Genomic DNA, 17,385 nt, shown 5'->3' with positions numbered 1-17,385 from the left:
GTCGACTGCTGACCCCTCGGCCCGGTGGGTACCGGGCTTAAATGTTCGAAGGGTTCGAAGAGTTCGACGTACCTGTCTCCGGCGCCACCATCCACGGCCGCCGGGGCGGGCACGGTCCCGCTGTCCTGCTCCTGCACGGATTCCCGCAGTCACACGTGATGTGGCACCGGGTCGCCCCGGAGCTGGCCCGCGAGTTCATGGTGGTCGCCACCGATCTGGGCGGCTTCGGGGACAGCACCGCCTCGGGTGAGCACTCGATGCGAGCGCTGGCTCGGCAACAGGTCGAGCTGATGCGGACCTTCGGGTACGACGAGTTCGCTGTCGTCGGCCACGATCGTGGCGCGCGGTGTGCCTACCGGATGGCGCTCGACGATCCGGCGGTCGTCACCCGCCTCGCGGTACTGGACGTCGTACCGACCGGGGACGTGTTCGAGCGAGCCGACAAGGAATTCGCCCTCGGCTATTGGGTCTGGTCGTTCCTGGCGGCGCCGGCGCCGATTCCGGAGACGCTGATCGGCCGGGCGCCCGACGTGTTCGTCAACCATCTGCTCGACAGTTGGGCGGCTGGTGATGCGTTTCCGCCGGAGGTGCGGGCGGAATACATCCGGCATTTCGAGGACCCGGAGACGGTGCACGCGATCTGCGAGGAGTACCGCGCTGCCGCGACGATCGACGACGCCCTCGACCGGGCAGATCGCGGCGTACGGCGGATCAGTTGTCCCGTGCTCGCTGTGTGGGACCCGGCGGGGGCTGTTGCCGAGTGGTACGACGACCCGGTGGGGATCTGGCGGCAATGGGCCGACAACGTCACCGGCACCACCGTCGAGGCCGGCCACTTCATGGCCGAAGAAGCCCCGGCCGAGACGCTGAGCCGCCTCCTACCGTTCCTGCGCGCGTCTCAGGACGGCGCGAGCGGGGTGTCGCGCCGCTCCACGCTCTCCGAAGCGTGATCCAAGATGTCCCGCAACGCCGCCGCATCCTGCGGAAGCCCAGTCACGGCGATTTCCACCATGACGTCACCACTGTCGTCCGCTACCCAGCGGATGAAGCCGTAGCGCAAGATCGCATTCGGCGACAGGTCGCGGCCGGGCACGTACTTGTAGGTCAGGGTGGCCGTGTGGCCGTCGTCGATCTGGGAGAGGATCGTGACGTGCTGGTTCTTGGGTAGCTTGAGCAGCTTCTTGACCCGGATCGCCATCGAGGTGGCCGGCGGCCGAGTCAGCGGGAAGCCGCCTTCGACTCGCACCCAACGCTTGCCGATAGGCTCGTTGAAGCGCGCGTTGTTCGGCGGATCCTGGGCGATGTAGGCCCAACCGTCGGGGAGGTCCAGGGTGATCTCCGACTTGAGCGTGCCCTGCACTGTGAAGGTGCGCGACCGGTAGTTCAGATCGCCGGTCCGCAGCGGCTTGCTGTTGTCCGGGATCGGATTGCGCGGATCGTCCGGCTCCGGTGTGGGGGTCGGGGTTGGGGCTGGGGTTGTGACGGCTTTGATCTGGCCTAGGGGCATGGCTTTGCCGGTGGCCGTGGTTGAGCGGTCGAGGGCGGTCAACCAGCCCACGCCATAACCGCCGGCTCCGCCGAGGGCGATGATCGCCACCAGTCCGGATGCCAGCACTGCAGTCCCCCGACGTGCCATGCCTGCCCCACCTCCCCAGAAACCCGTCTACTGGAGAAGACCGCGGACTCCGGCTCAAGGTTGCATCAGCCGGGTAACAATTCCATGAAACTCCACCAGTACCAACTGAGATTGTCTCAGTCCTGCGGCGTCACCGATGCCGCTGCCTCTTCGGCGATCCGGTCGAGTGCCTTTTGGTCCTGTGGCAGTCCGGTGATCGACATCTCGACGTTCGCACCGTCTTGGCCGGGGGTGGTGACGTACTGAACGAGCACCGGCCGAGTCCACTGCTCCGGAATGTAGGAGTACTTCAACACCGACACCTGCCGGGTCTGGCCGTCGGTGCCGGTGATGTTGTCGTCGGACTGCCCGGCGAGCTTCAAGGTGTCCTCGTACGAGACGTTGGCCTTCAGGCCGGGGATCAACTGATCACGTCTCTGCCGCGCGGACTGCTTGATCGGATAGACGGTCGCCAGCCGGATCCACCGCACGCCCTCCGGATCGGTGACCTTGATCTCGCCCTTCTTGGTCACCGAGTCCTTCCACCCGATCGGTACCCGTATCGACAACGTGACGGACGGCTGCCCGGGCATCTCGACGGTGTACGTCTGCCAGTGGAACTTGAGGTCCTCGGGGAAGAGGGCTTCATAGCCGTTCGGCACCGGGGTCTTCCGGGGCAGTGGCGCAGTGGTTGGTGGGACCGAGACTCCGCCCAATGGAGCAGGCACTCCGGAGGCGATCGGGTACGACGGTTTGGTCAGCTCGCCGGCGTAATAACCTCCGGCGACGCCGAGGGCGGTCGCGAGCAGCAACCCGCCGACCAGTACCACCCGCTTCACCCGCACCGAGCCATCTTCTCAGGCACCCCACCCACCGAACCAAACCGACTCATCCTGGGGTGTCGCCCGCCAGCTCCCGCCGTACCGCCATCAACGCGAAACCCAACAGGTTGAGTCCACGCCACTGCCTAGGCTCCTGAGCCCGTACGTCGTCCGCCGCCAACCCGATCCCCCAGATCCGATCCACCGGACTGGCCTCGACCAGGACCCGGTCCTTCGTCCCGAGCAGGTACGCACGCAGATCGTCGTACTGACTGAACTTCGCCGCGTTCGCCGCAACCACGATGTCGAACCGATGCTCCGCCCAGATCGCCGTGTCGAAGTTCCGCACCTTGCGGCCAAGGGCCTTGGCCTGTGCGGGACTCGGCGCGGCGAGGATCTCGGCGAGTGTCTGCTCGTCGCCGAAGGTCCTCGCCTTGCCGGCCATCATGAAGTGCTCGGTCGTCGCGTACCTGACGCCGTCCACCACGAACGGCGCCTTCCACCACTGGCTCAAACAGCCCGGGCCCAAACTCCCGTCCCGCTCCGGCTCATGCCCCCAGAACAGCACGTACTTGAACCGCTTCCCAGCAGCAACCAGCCGCTCAAGCTCTGCACGATCACGAGGCATCCCACCAGCTTGCCAGTTTCAGTAGACCTCGATGCGGTCGAGGCTGATGACGGTGCTGCCGGAGGACGGGTTCTTGTCGCCGGTGACTCGGATCTTGAGGGTGTGCTCGCCTGGGGTGAGGGTCGGGCTGATGTAGGTGAGTTGTTCGCCGACGCGGATGGAGCTGTAGTAGTCGATGCGTTGTTCGGGGCCGCCGTCGATGGAGATGGCGGCTATGCCGTTGCCGGCGTCGGCGACGCTGAGGAGGGCGACCTTCGTGCCGGAGAAGCGGATGGTGGCGGAGGCGGTCGGGTCGCTGCTCCAGTGGTCGTCGCCCCAGAAGCACTGGTTGCCGCAGCCGGATCCGGAGCTCCAGTTGCCGGCGTACTCGACCTGGTTGAGGCCGGTGCCGGTCTGGGTGTCGTTGATCCAGTAGTTGGCCGAACCGGGGTCGCCGGAGGGCAAGGTCTGGGTGGCGCCGGCGGCGAGGGGGCTGCCGAGGTTCGGCGTACCGTCCGCGTTCCAGCTGATCTTCTGCGCGCGGGAGGTGCGGAAGGCGTAGGTGTAGGTGCTGGTGTTCTTGCCGTGGTAGGCGATCCAGTCCTGGGTACCGTCGGGGGACTTGAAGAACGAGTGGTGGCCGGGACCCCAGACGCCGGTGGAGTCGTTGCGGGAGAAGATCGGGCCGGGGTGCTGCTTCCAGTTCGCGGCGACCATCGGGTCGGCGTTGTTGGCCAGGCTCTTCATCCACAGCTGGTAGTCCGGCTTGCCGGTGTCGCAGCTCGAGTACGTCAGGAAGATGCGGTCCTTGCCGTACAAGGGTGTCGGTCCTTCGCGGACCTCGCTGCAACCGCCGTCGGCCGGGATCGCGACGCGCGAGCCGGTGGACGTCCACGGGTTGCTCATTCGCACGATGTAGAGCTGCGCCGGTCCGCCCTGACCGCGGCCGGGTCCGGTCCAGACGAAGTACTGCTTGCCGTTGACCGTGATCGGCTCACCGTCGATCGCGTACTCACCGAAGTCGGCGATCTTCGCCTTGAACGTGTACGGACCGAGCGGGTCGTCGCCCTGCGATTCGAGCACATACATGCGGTGGTTGGCGTCCACGCCGTCGGAGGCGGTGTAGTAGATGTACCAACGGCTCCCGACGTGGCGGAACGCCGGCGCCCACATCTGCGTGTTGCGACTGGGGTCGCTGTCGCGGAAGACCACCTTCTCGGGCTGGACCAGCAGCGTCGCGAGGCTGTCCGAGGACCAGATGCCGATCCGGTCGCCGCGGGTGGTCGCGACGTAGTACTTGCCGTTGTAGTACATCAGCGACGGATCCGCCGACGGGTTCACCGGGTTCCGGAAGGTCTGGGACTGCGCCACAAAGCCCTCCTGGACTTCTGCTGCTGGTGCGGTGCTCACGACGGTCCCGATCAGGACGGCGGCGAGCAACGTGCTGAGGATGGGGCGGACGAACCTCATGGCAGGACCTCTTCCGAGCCGCTGTGCCAACGTTGTAGAGGCCTTTCTACGATGCCGCTACCAACGTTGTAAACAGTTCACACCAGGATCGAACAGCCGGCTCCGGAACCACGGCCCGGCAGCAGGCGTCGTAGCTCGCATGAAGCTCAAGGTGCGGGTCGTGCACTACCGGGAGGACTCCTGGTACGCCGACATCGACGACGCCGACGATCGTCAGCCCGACGATCCCTACTGGTACGCCACCGGTTGCCGCTCCCAGGCCGAGGCGATCCGGCTCGCCTGCGCGCAACTCGCCGTACTGGACCAGGCCGTTGCCGCGGGCACTCGCCTGAACCGGGTCAGTACGGCGACTGTCGCCGCGTAGCCGGATCGATACCTGCCGATACTCGATGAGCCCTGGTAGCGGATGGTGACCGCCCGTCATCATGGAGCGATGTTGGGGGAATCGGAAGGTACCAAGGGTGAGGCCACGATCGAGCAGATCGGGCGACGCAGAACCTTCACCAGGACGCTGCAGCTCGCGCTCGTGCTGGCCGTCGTGCAATGGCCGATGCGGAACGCGGTCCAGGCCGGCGCCGATTGCGAGATCCCGGGTCGACTGTCTTTGCTGGTCGACGGCACGTTCATCATGGCCTACGTCTATGCGGCGTACCGGGGCTACAAGTACGTCCGGTTCCTGAATCGCCAGCGCTGGCAGACGGTCGCGGCGGTCGGTTCGTGGCTGGTCTTCCTCGCTGCGGTCCTGGATGTCGTCGAGGACGTCAAGCTGTGGTCGGACTTCGGCGCCGGTGCCTGTTCGGACCTGTCGACCGGCTGGCTCACCACGGTCATGCACGTGACCTTCGTCGTCGGCTGGCTGGTCCTCGCGCTCTGCTACTTCGCGACCAGCCGCTTCGGCCAGCAGAAGCTGCACCATGTCGAGGTACCGCCGCCGGCCACGTTCTCGCCGAGCCAGAACGGCAGTCCCGACGCCGGCAAGCTGGTGATCACGTGCTCGGGCGGTGGCATCCGGTCCGCGTCCTTCTGCCTGGGCGCGCTGCAACACCTGCGCGAACAAGGCTTCTACGACAAGGCTTCCACCGTCATCGGCGTGAGCGGCGGCGGCTACACAGCGGCCGCCTTCCACGTCCTTCGTCGTGCCGTCCCGGACCCCTTCGCCCAAGGTTCGCCCGAACTCGCCCGCCTCCGCCGCCAAACGCGGTACCTGCTGCAAGGCGGTCGCGCGATCTTCCTGGCCGGTCTGTCCGTCCTGTTCGGACTCATCGTCAACCTGCTGCTGATCGGCATCGTGCTGCGTTCGATCGCGTGGGTCCTCGGCTGGTTCCTCGGCAACCAAGGAGTGATCTCGCTCGAAGGCACCGAGATCGACGTGCAGTGGCAGCCCGGCGGATCGTGGAACTTCCTCGCGCTCGCGGTCGGTCTGCTCGCGATCAGCGCGGCCGTCTTCCTGATCGAGAAGGTCTGGGACCGCTGGGCGCGAATGCCTGACGTCGTGCGCAAGGTGCTGAACTCGATCAGCACCTTCTCCCTCCGGTACGGCGTTCCGGTCGCGGTACTGCTTCTCGGCGTACCAGGCGGGCTTTATCTGGTCGGCCAACTCCCCGGCGATACCGGATTGCCGTCCGAGCTGCTGGCGCTGGTGGATCCGACCAAACAAGGTGTCGCGTCGTTCGGTGCGTTGGTCGTGGTGCTGATCGGTCTCGGTCGCTCGGTGTGGAACGGGTTGGCGACCGAAGGCAAGGAGTCGTCCAAGCTCAGGGATCGGCTGCTCGCTTTCGCGCGGACCAAGCTCGCTCCCTGGGCCGGTACGGCGATCATCGTGCTCGCGGCAACCATCGTGCTGCTGCGCTGGACCGGCGGTTACGCGACCGACAAGGACTTCGCGAGCGACTGGGGTGTCGCGGTGATCCTCGGGGCGATTGCCGTCGGCATCAAGGTGTTCACCGATGCGAACCGTACGTCGCTGCACTCGTTCTACCGCGAGCGCTTGTCGCGCGCGTTCCTCGTCGAGCGCAAGCCCAACGGTTCGGCAGCCGCAATCGACTACTACAAACGCCTCCGCTACTCGGAATGGGCGACGCCAAAGATGGAGGAGCCGAAGAAGAGCGAGCCGCCACAGGAGCCGGAGCCCGCGCAGGAAGCGCAGCCGGCAGAAGGCGCGCCCAAGGTGGCGGAGCCGAAGATGGTTGGGCCGCGCCTGGTGATTGCGGGCGTTGCGAATGTTGAAGACGCGGACTTTGTGCCGACGCAGCGGGACTGTGTGCCGTTCGTGTTCGACTCGGACTGCATCGGCATCATCGGCGACCGGTCGCTCCCGGACGGCGGTCGTCGCCGTACCGCCGACTACGAGCGCGAGGCGGACGTACTGCTGCGCGAGGTGACGGTGCCGGCGGCGATGGCGATGAGTGGTGCCGCGCTCAGCCCGTTGACCGGCCGCGTGAACGGGCGAACCCGCCCGATTCGCCTGCTGCTCGCCGTACTGAATGCACGCCTCGGCGTCTGGTTGCCCAACCCCTACTGGAACAACCACGAGGAGGACGCGTTCCCGCCGGTCACCGGCTTCGCACCCAAGCTCAGCCGGTACGTCGGCAGTGTCATCGACAAGCCTGGTCCGTACCGGCTGCTGCGCGAGGCGATCGGGTCGCCGTCGATGTACGACCGGCGGATCTACGTCACCGACGGCGGTCACTACGACAACCTCGGTCTGGTCGAGGCGCTGCGCCGCAAGCCGGCCCAGGTGATCGTGATCGACGCATCGAACGACGCCGAGGACCGGTTCAGCGCACTGGCCGAGGCGATCGCGACCGCGCGGATGGATCACGGCATCGAGATCAACATCGACCCGTCGCCGATGGTCCGCGGGAACAAGGCTCGTGCGGATCGTGCCTGGGTCTACGGCATCGCGACCCATCCGCAGACCGAGGAAGAGGCCAAGAAGAACGAGGATCCGTACAAGACGGAGATCTTCTTCGTGAAGGCGGTGCTCGCGGGTCAGCTCGACTGGGACCTCGAGGTCTACGCCAAGCGGCATGAAGACTTCCCGCGGCGGACCACCAGCGACCAGTTCTACGACGAATGGGACTTCGAGGCCTACCGCTCACTCGGCTTCGCCCTCGCCGAATCGCTCACCGGCCACCACCGCGTGAAGGACCGCCTGAACAGGCCCTAGGCAACGGTCTGTTACTGAACCGGTTGTCTCTGTGGATATCCCCACAGCCTGTGGATAAACCAACAACCGACCCTGCGGCTGCACGTGCAGTCCGCAGGGTGAGCGATCGCTTGCCGTGCCGCGGTCCTGGTGATTCGATGTGTGGCTGTGCCGGAAAACTTTACGAAGATTTAGTCGTGACCTTCGGCGCGCCAGGTCGTTGATCTGTCAGACAGTTTGGATCAACGGCACAGATTTGCTGGGGAATCTGGGAAGGACCGCCCGTGTACCGATTCAATCCGCCACCTGATTGGCCCGAGCTGCCCAGTGACAGCTGGCGGCCGCCGCCAGGCTGGGAGCCGGACCCGGAGTGGCCGGACGCCCCGGATGACTGGGGTTTCTGGCTCAGCTGGACCGGACGCCCGGCCAGCGGTCCGCTCGGCGCGTTCGGATCGGTTGATGCGGGCCGCCTGGAGCTGGCCTCCGTCGATCCCTCACTCGTTCTGATGCACGCCTGAATCACCAGCTGTTCGCCCCGCCTACTACAGGCGCAGTCGGCGGGCGGCGAACCGGCTCCCGTCCGCCCCCGTGGGGACGGGAGCCGACTCATACTGTCATCTTAACGTCGTTCGGTGTTATCTTCTCACTTGACCTAACAGTGGGAGGGGGACCCGGGTGGCCTGGATCGGCATCGACCTCGGCACGCAGAGCGTGCGGGCCGTGCTCGCTGGCCCCGACGGTGACGTCCTCGCCCGCGCGGCGCGGCCGCTGACCAGCGTCCGAGATGGCGTCCGCCACGAGCAGGATCCGCAGCAGTGGCTCGACGCCGTCGACGCGTGCCTGGCCGAGATCACGCCGTACACAGAGGCCTTGCAGGGCATCGCAATCTGCTCGACCTCCGGCACCTTCCTACTGGCGGACCGCGCCGGCCGCCCGATCACACCTGCGCTGATGTACGACGACGCTCGCTCAGCCGCCCGTCGTGTCCACATCGTGGACGCCGACCCGGACCGCTGGGCGACCTCGATGCAGCCGACCTGGGCCCTGCCGAAGATCCTCGACCTGGTTGCCGACAGTGATCAACGAGTTATCCACAGTGCTGATTTCGTCGCTGCCCATCTCGTCGGGCACCCCGTCGCGACCGACACGAGCCACGCGCTGAAGACCGGCTACGACCTGGTCGCCGGCAGTTGGCCGACCGCGGCCTTCGACAAACTCGGCCTGCCGAGCGAGATCTTCCCCGAGGTCGTCCGCCCCGGTACCGAGCTCGGCCGCACCCCGGCCGGTGTGCCCGTGTACGCCGGAATGACCGACGGCTGCGCGGCCCAGATCGCGGCCGGTGCACTGGCTCCGGGCGCCTGGAACTCCGTCCTCGGTACGACGCTCGTCCTCAAAGGCGTCAGCGAGAAGCTGCTCGACGACCCGACCGGCGCGGTCTACAGCCACCTGCACCCGGATGGCGGCTGGCTTCCCGGCGGTGCATCCAGCAGCGGCGCCGGCGTACTGACCGAACTCCTGCCGGGTGCCGATCTCGATGCGTTCAAACCTCATCCTGTCGATGCGGTGATCTACCCGCTGACGAAGCCGGGTGAGCGCTTCCCCTTCGTGGCACCGCAGGCAGAGCGTTTCACGTTGGGCGCGATCGACAGCGACCTCGACCGGTACGCCGCGATCCTGCAAGGCGTGGCGTTCGTCGAGCGACTCGCCTTCGAGCATCTCGTCGGGCTCGGGGCCGACCCGGTTCGCACGGTGTCGCTAACCGGTGGCGCGACCCGCAGCGAGTATTGGAACCAGCTCCGCGCCGACACCCTCGGCGTACCGGTTGAGCTTCCGGTGGCCGCAGACCCGGCGTACGGGATGGCTGTCCTTGCCGCGGCCGCTGGGGGCAGTGTCACCGAGACTGCTCGGCGGATGGTCCGCGTCGACCGCGTCCTCGAGCCGCGACCGAGCCGCCTCGACGACCTGTACGACGCCTTCGTGGCGGAGCTCGATGCGCGGGGGTATCGCGGATGAGGACCACGATCGTGCTGGCCCGGCATGGGCGGACGGCCTGGCATCACGGCAACCGCTACACCGGTTCGTCCGACTTGCCGATCGACGAGGTCGGCCAGCAGCAAGCCCAGCAGTTGCGGGAGTGGGCGATCGACTTCGCGCCTGACGCGTTGTGGTGTTCGCCGATGCTGCGAGCCCGCCAGACCATCGCCCCGACCGCCGAAGCGCTCGGTTTGGAGCCGACGCTGGACGCACGGTTGCGAGAGGTCGACTTCGGATCCGCCGAGGGGAAGCGACTGTCCGAGCTGCCGCCCGCAGTGGCCAAGGCCTTCGAGCTCGACCCCGTCCGCGACCACTTCCCCGGCGGCGAGGACCCGGCCGAAGCCGCCGACCGGGTGGCCGAGGCGTTCGCCGAGATCGAGGGCAGCAAGGTCCTGGTGGTCGCCCACAACACGCTGATCCGGCTGTTGGTGTGCAGGGTGCTCGGCCTCCGTTTGAATGACTACCGCAGACTTCTTCCTGCACTCGGTCCCGCGGCGCTCGTGCGCTTCCGACGTCAGGACGGCACAGTGGGACTCGAGTCGTACAACGTTCCCGCAGGACGAATGGAGAACCCGTCATGACCACAGAGCCCGAGGGTGAGCTCAGTCGTCCCGCGCGCCGGCAGGCGGAGATCGCGGCGTACGTCGTCGAACACGGCTCGGTGTCGGCCAGTGATCTGGTCGAGGCGTTCGGGGTGAGTGTGATGACGGTGCATCGCGATCTGGACGAGCTCGAACGGCAAGGGGTGGTTCGCAAGTATCGCGGTGGGGTGAGTGCGCAGCCGACGAGCGTCTTCGAGAGCAATGTCGCGTACCGGCTGAACACCGCGCAGACCGAGAAGGCCGCGCTGGCCCGGTACGCCCGGACGATGATCGAGCCGGGGATGTCGGTGATGCTCGACGACTCGACCAGTGCGCTCGCCCTCGTCGACCTGCTCGAGGACATCACACCGTTGACCGTGGCAACGAACTTCCTGCCCGCGATCACCGCGCTGACCGGTCGTCGCGACATCAGCCTGGTCGCGCTCGGCGGGATCTATTCGGCGACGCATGACTCGTTCGGCGGGATGCCGTGTGCGGAGGCTGTCGAGGCGCTGCACACCGACCTGCTGTTCTGCTCGGTGTCGGCGGTTTCGCCGACGCACGCGTTCCACCAGGAGGAGGAGATCGTCCTGGTGAAGCGCGCGATGCTGCGGGCCGCGAAGACCAAGGTGCTGCTGGTCGACCACGCCAAGCTGCAGCGCACCGCCCTGCACCGGCTCGCGCCGCTGAGCGACTTCGATGTCGTGGTGGTCGACGAGAAGACCCCCGAAGAGCTGATCCGCCCACTGCGCGACCACGGTGTGACCGTGGAGGTCGCCACCTTCTAGAGGGGACCTTGTATGGACGTCGGAGTCGATGTCGGCACCACAGTGACGAAGGCGGTGGCGTTCTCCTCGGATGGGCGGCCGCTGGCCGAGGCATCCCGGCCGACGCGACTGGTTCGCCCGTCGGTGGGACGGTTCGAGCACGAGACTGCAGAGATTGTTGCCTCGGTCAACGAGGTGGTCGGCGAGCTGGCGGCTGCAGTGGGAACTCGGCCGGGCGTGCTCGCGATCACCGCGCAGGGCGACGGGCTTTGGCTGGTTGACGACGCGGGAGCTGCCGTTCGGCCGGCCATCTCGTGGCTGGATGCGCGCAGTAGCGGGATCCTCGAGCAGTGGACGACGGACGGTGTCGCCGACCACGTGTTCCGACGCTCCGGCAACCGGATGTTCCCGGGCGCATCCGGTCCGCTGCTGGCCGCCGTACTGGCTGAGGAGCCGGCGGTGATCGCGGCCGCCGAGACTGCGGCGTACTGCAAGGACGTGGTGATGCAGGCGCTGACCGGCGTCCGCGCGACCGACGTGTCCGATGCGTCGGCGCCGTTCCTCGATCCGCGGACCAGCTCGTATGACGAAGAAGCCTTGTCGGCAACGGGTTTGGGGGAGTTGCGCCACCTGCTGGCACCCGTGGCGATGAGCGGACCAGTCGGCGAATTGCGGGATTCGTTGACTGGAATGGCTGCTGGGACGAGGGTTTCCGCGGGTCCGTACGATCTTCCAGCCGCTGCGGCTGGGGCTGGGGTGGAGGCGCCCGGCGACGCGCTGCTGACTGTCGGTACGACGCTCGCCTGCCAGGTGGTGACTCGCGACCTGCCCGTGGATGGTGAACCGGCCGGGTTGTTCCTCGGCACGTGGACACCGGGGACCTGGTTGCGCGCGATGCCGGCCATGGTCGGTACGGCGGCGCTCGACCGCGTACTCGCGCTCGTCGGCGTGACCACCGAGCAGCTGCCCGCGTTGCTGGCCGAGAGTCCGCCCGGCGCTCAAGGCGTCACCGTGCTGCCGTATCTGTCCGAGGCCGGCGAGCGTGCGCCGTTCGTCGACACCCGGGCACGCGGAACGCTGGACGGCCTCTCGCTCTCCACAACGACCGCCGACCTGATCCGGGCAACCTGCGAGGGGATCGCCTACGCGGCCCGGCATTGCCTGGAAGCGGCTGGGTGGACCGGCCGGGTGACCGTGTGCGGGGGAGGCGCGCGAAGTGCTGAGTGGACGCAGATCCTGGCCGACGTACTGAACGCGCCCCTGCACACCACGGCCGCCGAGCAGGTCGCCGCGCGTGGTGCGGTGATCTGTGCCCGGCGTGCGGCGTCCGACGAGGTCGGGCCGGAGTGGATCGCGTCGACCCGGCAGGTCGACCCGGATCCCGGCCGGGCCGCGTTCTACGCCGAGGGATACGCCCACTATCTGCGCCGGATCGAGAACGCCCGCGCCCGCTGGTCCGACCCCGCGCCGACGTCTTTAGGAGCTTGATGAGAACCGTCACCACTCTGCTCGCCGGCGACCACTTCGTCCGGAACTCGCTGCTCTCGTCAGCACTGCAGTCGCTGGCGGACGTGCGGTTCGACTTCCGCGAAATCACCTTGCCGTGGCCGCTGACGCCGTACGCGGCCGTGGCGGAGGTCGACGAAGCCAGTGACTCCGAGGAGCAGTTGATCGCGGCCCTGCCGGGGGTCGAGGTGGCGATCACGCAGATGGGTCCGTTCACCGAGCGCGTGCTAGATGCTGCGCCGGATCTGCGCTTCTTGGTCGTCTGCCGTGGTGGTCCGGTCAACGTGAACGTGCCGGCCGCGATCAAACGCGGCATCACCGTTGCCTCCACGCCTGGACGCAACGCCGTGGCCGCGGCCGAACACGCAGTCGCTCTGATGATGGGGGCCTTGCGCAACCTTCCGCGACTACACCGCACGCTGGAGCTGGGCGAATGGCGCAGCGACCTCTACGCGTACGACGAATGTGGCGGAGAGCTGGATGGTGCCACGGTCGGCCTGGTCGGGTACGGCGCGATTGGGCAACGGGTCGCTCGGGTCATGCTTGCCTTCGGCGCACACGTGGTCGTGGCCGACCCGTACGTCGACCCGTCGCGCGTCCTGCCCGGTATCGAGGTCGTCGAGCTGGATGAGCTCCTGCGCCGGTCGGACGTGGTCAGTTTGCATGCCCGGTTAACCGAACAGACTCGCGGCATGATCGGCGCGGACGAAATCGCGCGGATGCCGCGCGGCGGCGTACTGGTGAACACGGCACGTGGCGGTCTGCTCGACTATGAAGCGACGGTGGATGCCCTGGAGTCGGGGCAGTTGGGGGCAGCTGCCTTCGACGTCTTCCCGGTCGAGCCGCTGCCGACTGGCTCACGGTTGCTCACCGCACCTAATGTCGTGATGACTCCGCACCTGGCCGGAGCCACCCGGCAGACCGCCTTGCGCGCGGGATCGATCGCCGCGGAGGCTGTTGCTGCGTACCTGGCCGGCGCGGATCCTGCAGGGCTGGTCACTGCCTAATGTGAAATTGGCTAGAAAATCACAGAGATTCTCTCTACCTCACCGTCTTTCAATGATAATTTCGGAGCGTGCCAGAGAATCCGGTAGGTCTGCGGTCGCGGCGGCGACGCGAGTACTGGTTGTTCGCAGCGCTGGTCGCCCCGAATCTCCTGGTGATCGCGGTCTTCGCGTACTGGCCGATCATCTACAACGCGTTCCTCAGCCTGACCGACTGGAACATGATTGCGGCCCGGCCGGCCTTCGTCGGGCTGGCGAACTATGGGCGGACGCTGACCGATCCGGCGTTCCATCGGACGCTGTGGATCACGGTCGTCTTCACCGGACTGATCGTGGCCGGGAGTCTGGTGATCGGGCTCGCGCTCGCGTTCCTGTTCAACCTGCCGCTGAAGGGCCGGGGTGCGGTTCGGACGATCGCGTTCGCACCGCATGTCCTGTCCGGCGCTGCGGTGGCGACCATCTGGTTGTTCATCTTCGACCCCGGCTACGGTCTGCTGCGCGGGCCGGACTGGATGAACAACTCTGACTACGCCCTGCCCGGACTCGTCATCGTCTACCTGTGGAAGAACGCGGGCTTCGCCGCGCTGATCTACCTGGCCGGCCTGCAGGGGTTGCCGAAGGAGCTCGACGAGGCGGCGGTGATGGACGGCGCAAGCACGTGGCGGCGGTTCCACGCGATCAAGCTTCCGCTGCTGGCGCCGATCACCTTCTTTCTGTTGATCACTACGGTGATCGGGACCTTCCAGGCGTTCGACGTGATCGCGGTGATGACCGGCGGCGGGCCGGGTGACGCCACCACGACGTTGAGTTGGGCGATCTACAACGAAGGGTTCCAGGCCTTCAACGCGGGCCGGGCCGCCACGTTGTCGATCATCATGTTCGTCATCCTTCTGGTCGTCACCACCGTTCAGGCGCGTGTGCTGGAGAGGCGGGTGCACTACCGATGAAGGTGCGTGCGCTGCAGTACGTCGTACTGGTCGGAGTCGCGGCGGTGTTTCTCGGACCGCTGTACTGGCTGGTGTCGACGGCCTTCAAGCAGCCGGCCGAGATCTATCAATGGCCGCCTGCGTGGTGGCCTGATCACTTCACCTGGGAGAACTTCGCGCTGGCGTGGAAGGCTGCGCCGTTCGACCGATTCTTTGTGAACTCGACGGTGATCACGGTGGCTGGGACTGCATTGAAGGTGACCAATGCGGTGCTGACGGCGTACGCGTTCGCGTATCTGCGGTTCCCGGGGAAGAAGGTGCTGTTCTTCCTGGTGCTCGGCGCGATGATGGTGCCTGGGCACGTCACGCTGCTGCCGAACTACTTGACCGTGGCAACGTTGGGTTGGATCAATACCTATGCCGGGTTGATCATTCCGGGGATCGGGTCGGCGTTCGCGACGTTCTTGATGCGGCAACATTTCCTGACCTTGCCGTCCGAGGTGACCGATGCTGCGGCGGTCGATGGCGCCGGTCACCTGCGGACGTTGTGGCGGGTCGTGCTGCCGATGTCGCGGCCGATGCTCGTCACGGTCGTGGTGATCACCGCGGTCGAGGAGTGGAACAACTTCGTCTGGCCGTTGATCGTCACGAACACTGCGTCGATGCGGACACTGCCGGTCGGCCTGCTGATCCTCAAGGACGAGGAAGGGCTGGCCAACTGGGGGACGATCATGGCCGGGACACTGCTCGTCCTCGCGCCGATGCTGCTGATCTTCCTGATCGCCCAGCGGTACATCGTCGGTGGGATCACCCAAGGCGCGTTGAAGGGATGACCATGCGACGCAGGGGATTCCTCGGACTGGCCGCCGGCTTGTCGTTGGCCGGTTGCGGCTATCGGTCGGTCGATGCGGTCTACTCGCAACCGGCCGGGGCAGTGCCACCTCAGTACGCCGGGCGCGTGCGGATCGTGTTCTGGTCGCCGTACGGCGGTGTGAACGGGAAGGCGCTGGACGGACTCGTTGCCAAGTTCAACGAATCGCAGGACGACGTGTACGCCGAAGTGCAGTTCCAGGGCAGCTACGACGATGTCGCGCAGAAGGTCGCGGCCGCGCTGATCGCCAAGCAGGCGCCCGATCTCGCCGTACTGTCGGATGTGACGTGGGAACGGTTCTTCCTCAACGAGGCGCTGGAACCGTTGAACGCGTACCTCGCGGATTCGTCGGTCTATCAGCCGAAGCTGTTCGGTGAGTATGTCGTCAAGGGGCAGAGCTGGTGTGTGCCGTTCGCGCGGAGTACGCCGATTCTGTACTACAACCGGGATGCGTTTGCTGCGGCCGGGTTGCCGGATCGTGCGCCGCGGACGTGGAGCGAGTTGCAGTCGTGGGGACCGTCGTTGGCCAAGGTGCAGTCGGGTGGACGTTCGTTGCGGGCGCTGGCGTTCGCGAAGGTTGATGGGGACTGGCAGTTCCAGGGGAACGTGTGGCAGTTCGGTGGTTCGTATTCGCGTGGGTTGGATGTGACGATCGCCGAGTCCGGGGCGGTGGCGGCTGGTGAGTGGCAGCGTTCGATGGTGCACTCGTCGAAGTTTGCTTATATGGCGAGTAGCCCGAGCACGGACTTCGCGAACGGACTCGTGGCCACGATCCAGGAGTCGACCGGTGGGCTGAAAAGCATGACCAGCAAGGCAAAATTCCGGGTCGGAGCTGGGTTCATCCCTGGCGAGGTCGCGTCCGGGATCGCCACCGGTGGTGGTGGGATCGGGATGCTGCGCAACATCTCGGCGGAGCGGAAGCAGGCGGCGGCTGTGTTCTTGAGTTTCCTGGCGCGGCCGGAGAACGCTGCCTGGTGGACGATCCAGACCGGCTACCTCCCGGTCGTGGAGGCGGCGCGTGAGGTGCCGGAGCTTCAGAAGCTCATCGCCGAGCAGCCCAACTATGGTGTCGCGATCGCTCAGTTGGCGAATGCCCGCCAGCAGGACGCCATCCGCCTCTACGGCCGCAACGCGAACGTCGCCATCTACACCGGCCTCCAACAGATCTACGCCGACAACGCTTCGCCCACCAAGGTGTTCAGTGCGGTAGCCCGCCGACTCGACGCAATCGGCGACGAGGTCCGCCGCCTCTACGAGGAGAAGGTCCTGTGATCATCACCGGCCACCGAGGCGCCCTGGGAACCGAGCCCGAGAACACCCTCCGCTCCTTCCGCCGCGCTGTCGCGGAGGGCTGCGGCGAGCTCGAACTCGACCTCCGCGTGACCGCCGACGGGCAGCTGGTCGTCCTCCATGACGCCACCGTCGACCGAACAACCAACGGCACCGGCGAAGTCGCAACCATGACGTACGCCGAGGTCCGCCGGCTCGACGCCGGGCGTGGCCAGCGCGTCCCCACCTGGGACGAGGTGGTCTCGGCGGTCGATCGGCACCAGGCCGAGATGGACGTTGTCACCAATCGGCCCGAAATCGGCCGCTATCGCCGGCCGGTCCGTTTCCAGGCCGAGGTTAAAGCGCCTGCTGCCGTCCCACTGCTTGCCGATTCGCTGCGGGCCGACCCCGACTTGGCCGCTCGTACGCTCGTCACCTCGTTCCACCCCGAGATCCTGCTGGCGGTCCGGCGCGCGTTCCCCGGGGTGACGACCGGGCGGATCTTCGGTCGCACGACTCCCGACGTACTGGCTTTGACTCGAGAAGCCGAGGCGACCTGGGCGTTGTGTGGGATCACCGGCCTGACCTCGGCGTTTGTCGGCGAACTCCACGCCGCCGGGCTGTCCGTCACCGCCTGGCCGGTTCCCGACGCCGCCACCCTGCAGCAGGCGGTCGAGCTCGGCGTCGACGGCATCACCACCGACAACCCACACCTGCTCACACGTTCCAACGTCTGAATATGTTCTTCCGTGGAACATAAATGTGT

The 17,385-nt window shown here is 66.6% G+C and carries 17 protein-coding genes; 13 read left to right on the top strand and 4 right to left on the bottom strand.

The features are described from left to right. The first annotated feature begins 41 nt into the window (after positions 1-41). Positions 42-950 carry an alpha/beta fold hydrolase gene (locus tag ACFTSF_RS35710; RefSeq protein WP_380159322.1) on the top strand — a complete coding sequence of 303 codons (909 nt, stop codon included), beginning with the start codon at positions 42-44 and terminating at the stop codon, positions 948-950. Here ACFTSF_RS35710 and ACFTSF_RS35705 read toward each other — a convergent pair. From ACFTSF_RS35705 to ACFTSF_RS35690, 4 genes are all read right to left on the bottom strand, one after another. Beyond that, on the bottom strand, positions 899-1,636 hold the full coding sequence (locus tag ACFTSF_RS35705; protein WP_380159320.1) for a hypothetical protein: 738 nt from the start codon (positions 1,634-1,636) through the stop codon (positions 899-901). The two genes, ACFTSF_RS35710 and ACFTSF_RS35705, sit on opposite strands and share 52 nt — an antisense overlap. A gap of 116 nt (positions 1,637-1,752) precedes the next feature. Beyond that, positions 1,753-2,460 (bottom strand): hypothetical protein, encoded by a 708-nt coding sequence (locus ACFTSF_RS35700; RefSeq protein WP_380159318.1) that lies wholly within the window; start codon positions 2,458-2,460, stop codon positions 1,753-1,755. 43 nt (positions 2,461-2,503) lie between these two features. Then, a complete protein-coding gene (locus ACFTSF_RS35695) occupies positions 2,504-3,064 on the bottom strand; it encodes an NADAR family protein (protein WP_380159316.1) in 561 nt (186 codons plus the stop codon). A gap of 18 nt (positions 3,065-3,082) precedes the next feature. Continuing rightward, on the bottom strand, positions 3,083-4,513 hold the full coding sequence (locus ACFTSF_RS35690; RefSeq protein ID WP_380159314.1) for a family 43 glycosylhydrolase: 1,431 nt from the start codon (positions 4,511-4,513) through the stop codon (positions 3,083-3,085). 139 nt (positions 4,514-4,652) lie between these two features. Between ACFTSF_RS35690 and ACFTSF_RS35685 the strand changes: the two genes are divergently transcribed. The 12 genes from ACFTSF_RS35685 (at position 4,653) to ACFTSF_RS35630 (ending at position 17,356) form a co-directional block, all read left to right on the top strand. After that, entirely contained in the window at positions 4,653-4,877 is a 225-nt protein-coding gene (locus tag ACFTSF_RS35685) for a hypothetical protein (RefSeq protein WP_380159312.1), read from the top strand. A 69-nt stretch (positions 4,878-4,946) separates the two neighbouring features. Next, on the top strand, positions 4,947-7,682 hold the full coding sequence (locus ACFTSF_RS35680; RefSeq protein WP_380159310.1) for a hypothetical protein: 2,736 nt from the start codon (positions 4,947-4,949) through the stop codon (positions 7,680-7,682). Between the two features lie 263 nt (positions 7,683-7,945). Then, positions 7,946-8,179, top strand: a complete 234-nt coding sequence (locus ACFTSF_RS35675; protein WP_380159308.1) for a hypothetical protein — start codon at positions 7,946-7,948, stop codon at positions 8,177-8,179. A gap of 157 nt (positions 8,180-8,336) precedes the next feature. Then, positions 8,337-9,674, top strand: coding sequence for an FGGY-family carbohydrate kinase (locus ACFTSF_RS35670; protein ID WP_380159306.1), 1,338 nt, complete (start codon positions 8,337-8,339; stop codon positions 9,672-9,674). After that, entirely contained in the window at positions 9,671-10,276 is a 606-nt protein-coding gene (locus tag ACFTSF_RS35665) for a histidine phosphatase family protein (RefSeq protein WP_344149561.1), read from the top strand. Before ACFTSF_RS35670 ends, ACFTSF_RS35665 begins: the two co-directional genes overlap by 4 nt. Further along, on the top strand, positions 10,273-11,064 hold the full coding sequence (locus tag ACFTSF_RS35660) for a DeoR/GlpR family DNA-binding transcription regulator (RefSeq protein ID WP_344149563.1): 792 nt from the start codon (positions 10,273-10,275) through the stop codon (positions 11,062-11,064). The genes ACFTSF_RS35665 and ACFTSF_RS35660 overlap by 4 nt, the downstream gene beginning before the upstream one ends. Before the next feature lie 12 nt (positions 11,065-11,076). Beyond that, entirely contained in the window at positions 11,077-12,531 is a 1,455-nt protein-coding gene (locus ACFTSF_RS35655) for an FGGY family carbohydrate kinase (protein WP_380159303.1), read from the top strand. Then, positions 12,531-13,556, top strand: a complete 1,026-nt coding sequence (locus ACFTSF_RS35650; protein WP_380159301.1) for a 2-hydroxyacid dehydrogenase — start codon at positions 12,531-12,533, stop codon at positions 13,554-13,556. Before ACFTSF_RS35655 ends, ACFTSF_RS35650 begins: the two co-directional genes overlap by 1 nt. A gap of 68 nt (positions 13,557-13,624) precedes the next feature. Next, complete coding sequence (locus tag ACFTSF_RS35645) at positions 13,625-14,500, top strand: sugar ABC transporter permease (protein WP_344149567.1); 876 nt, start codon at positions 13,625-13,627, stop codon at positions 14,498-14,500. Beyond that, positions 14,497-15,312, top strand: coding sequence for a carbohydrate ABC transporter permease (locus ACFTSF_RS35640; protein WP_380159299.1), 816 nt, complete (start codon positions 14,497-14,499; stop codon positions 15,310-15,312). The genes ACFTSF_RS35645 and ACFTSF_RS35640 overlap by 4 nt, the downstream gene beginning before the upstream one ends. Before the next feature lie 2 nt (positions 15,313-15,314). Next, the gene (locus tag ACFTSF_RS35635) at positions 15,315-16,622 is read left to right on the top strand and encodes an ABC transporter substrate-binding protein (protein ID WP_380159297.1); all 1,308 of its coding nucleotides are present in this window, start codon (positions 15,315-15,317) and stop codon (positions 16,620-16,622) included. Then, positions 16,619-17,356 carry a glycerophosphodiester phosphodiesterase gene (locus tag ACFTSF_RS35630; RefSeq protein ID WP_380159295.1) on the top strand — a complete coding sequence of 246 codons (738 nt, stop codon included), beginning with the start codon at positions 16,619-16,621 and terminating at the stop codon, positions 17,354-17,356. The genes ACFTSF_RS35635 and ACFTSF_RS35630 overlap by 4 nt, the downstream gene beginning before the upstream one ends. Positions 17,357-17,385: the final 29 nt, after the last annotated feature.

Source organism: Kribbella sp. NPDC056951 (assembly GCF_042674205.1).
Taxonomy (GTDB): domain Bacteria; phylum Actinomycetota; class Actinomycetes; order Propionibacteriales; family Kribbellaceae; genus Kribbella; species Kribbella yunnanensis.
This window is presented reverse-complemented; position numbering and strand designations above follow the sequence as displayed.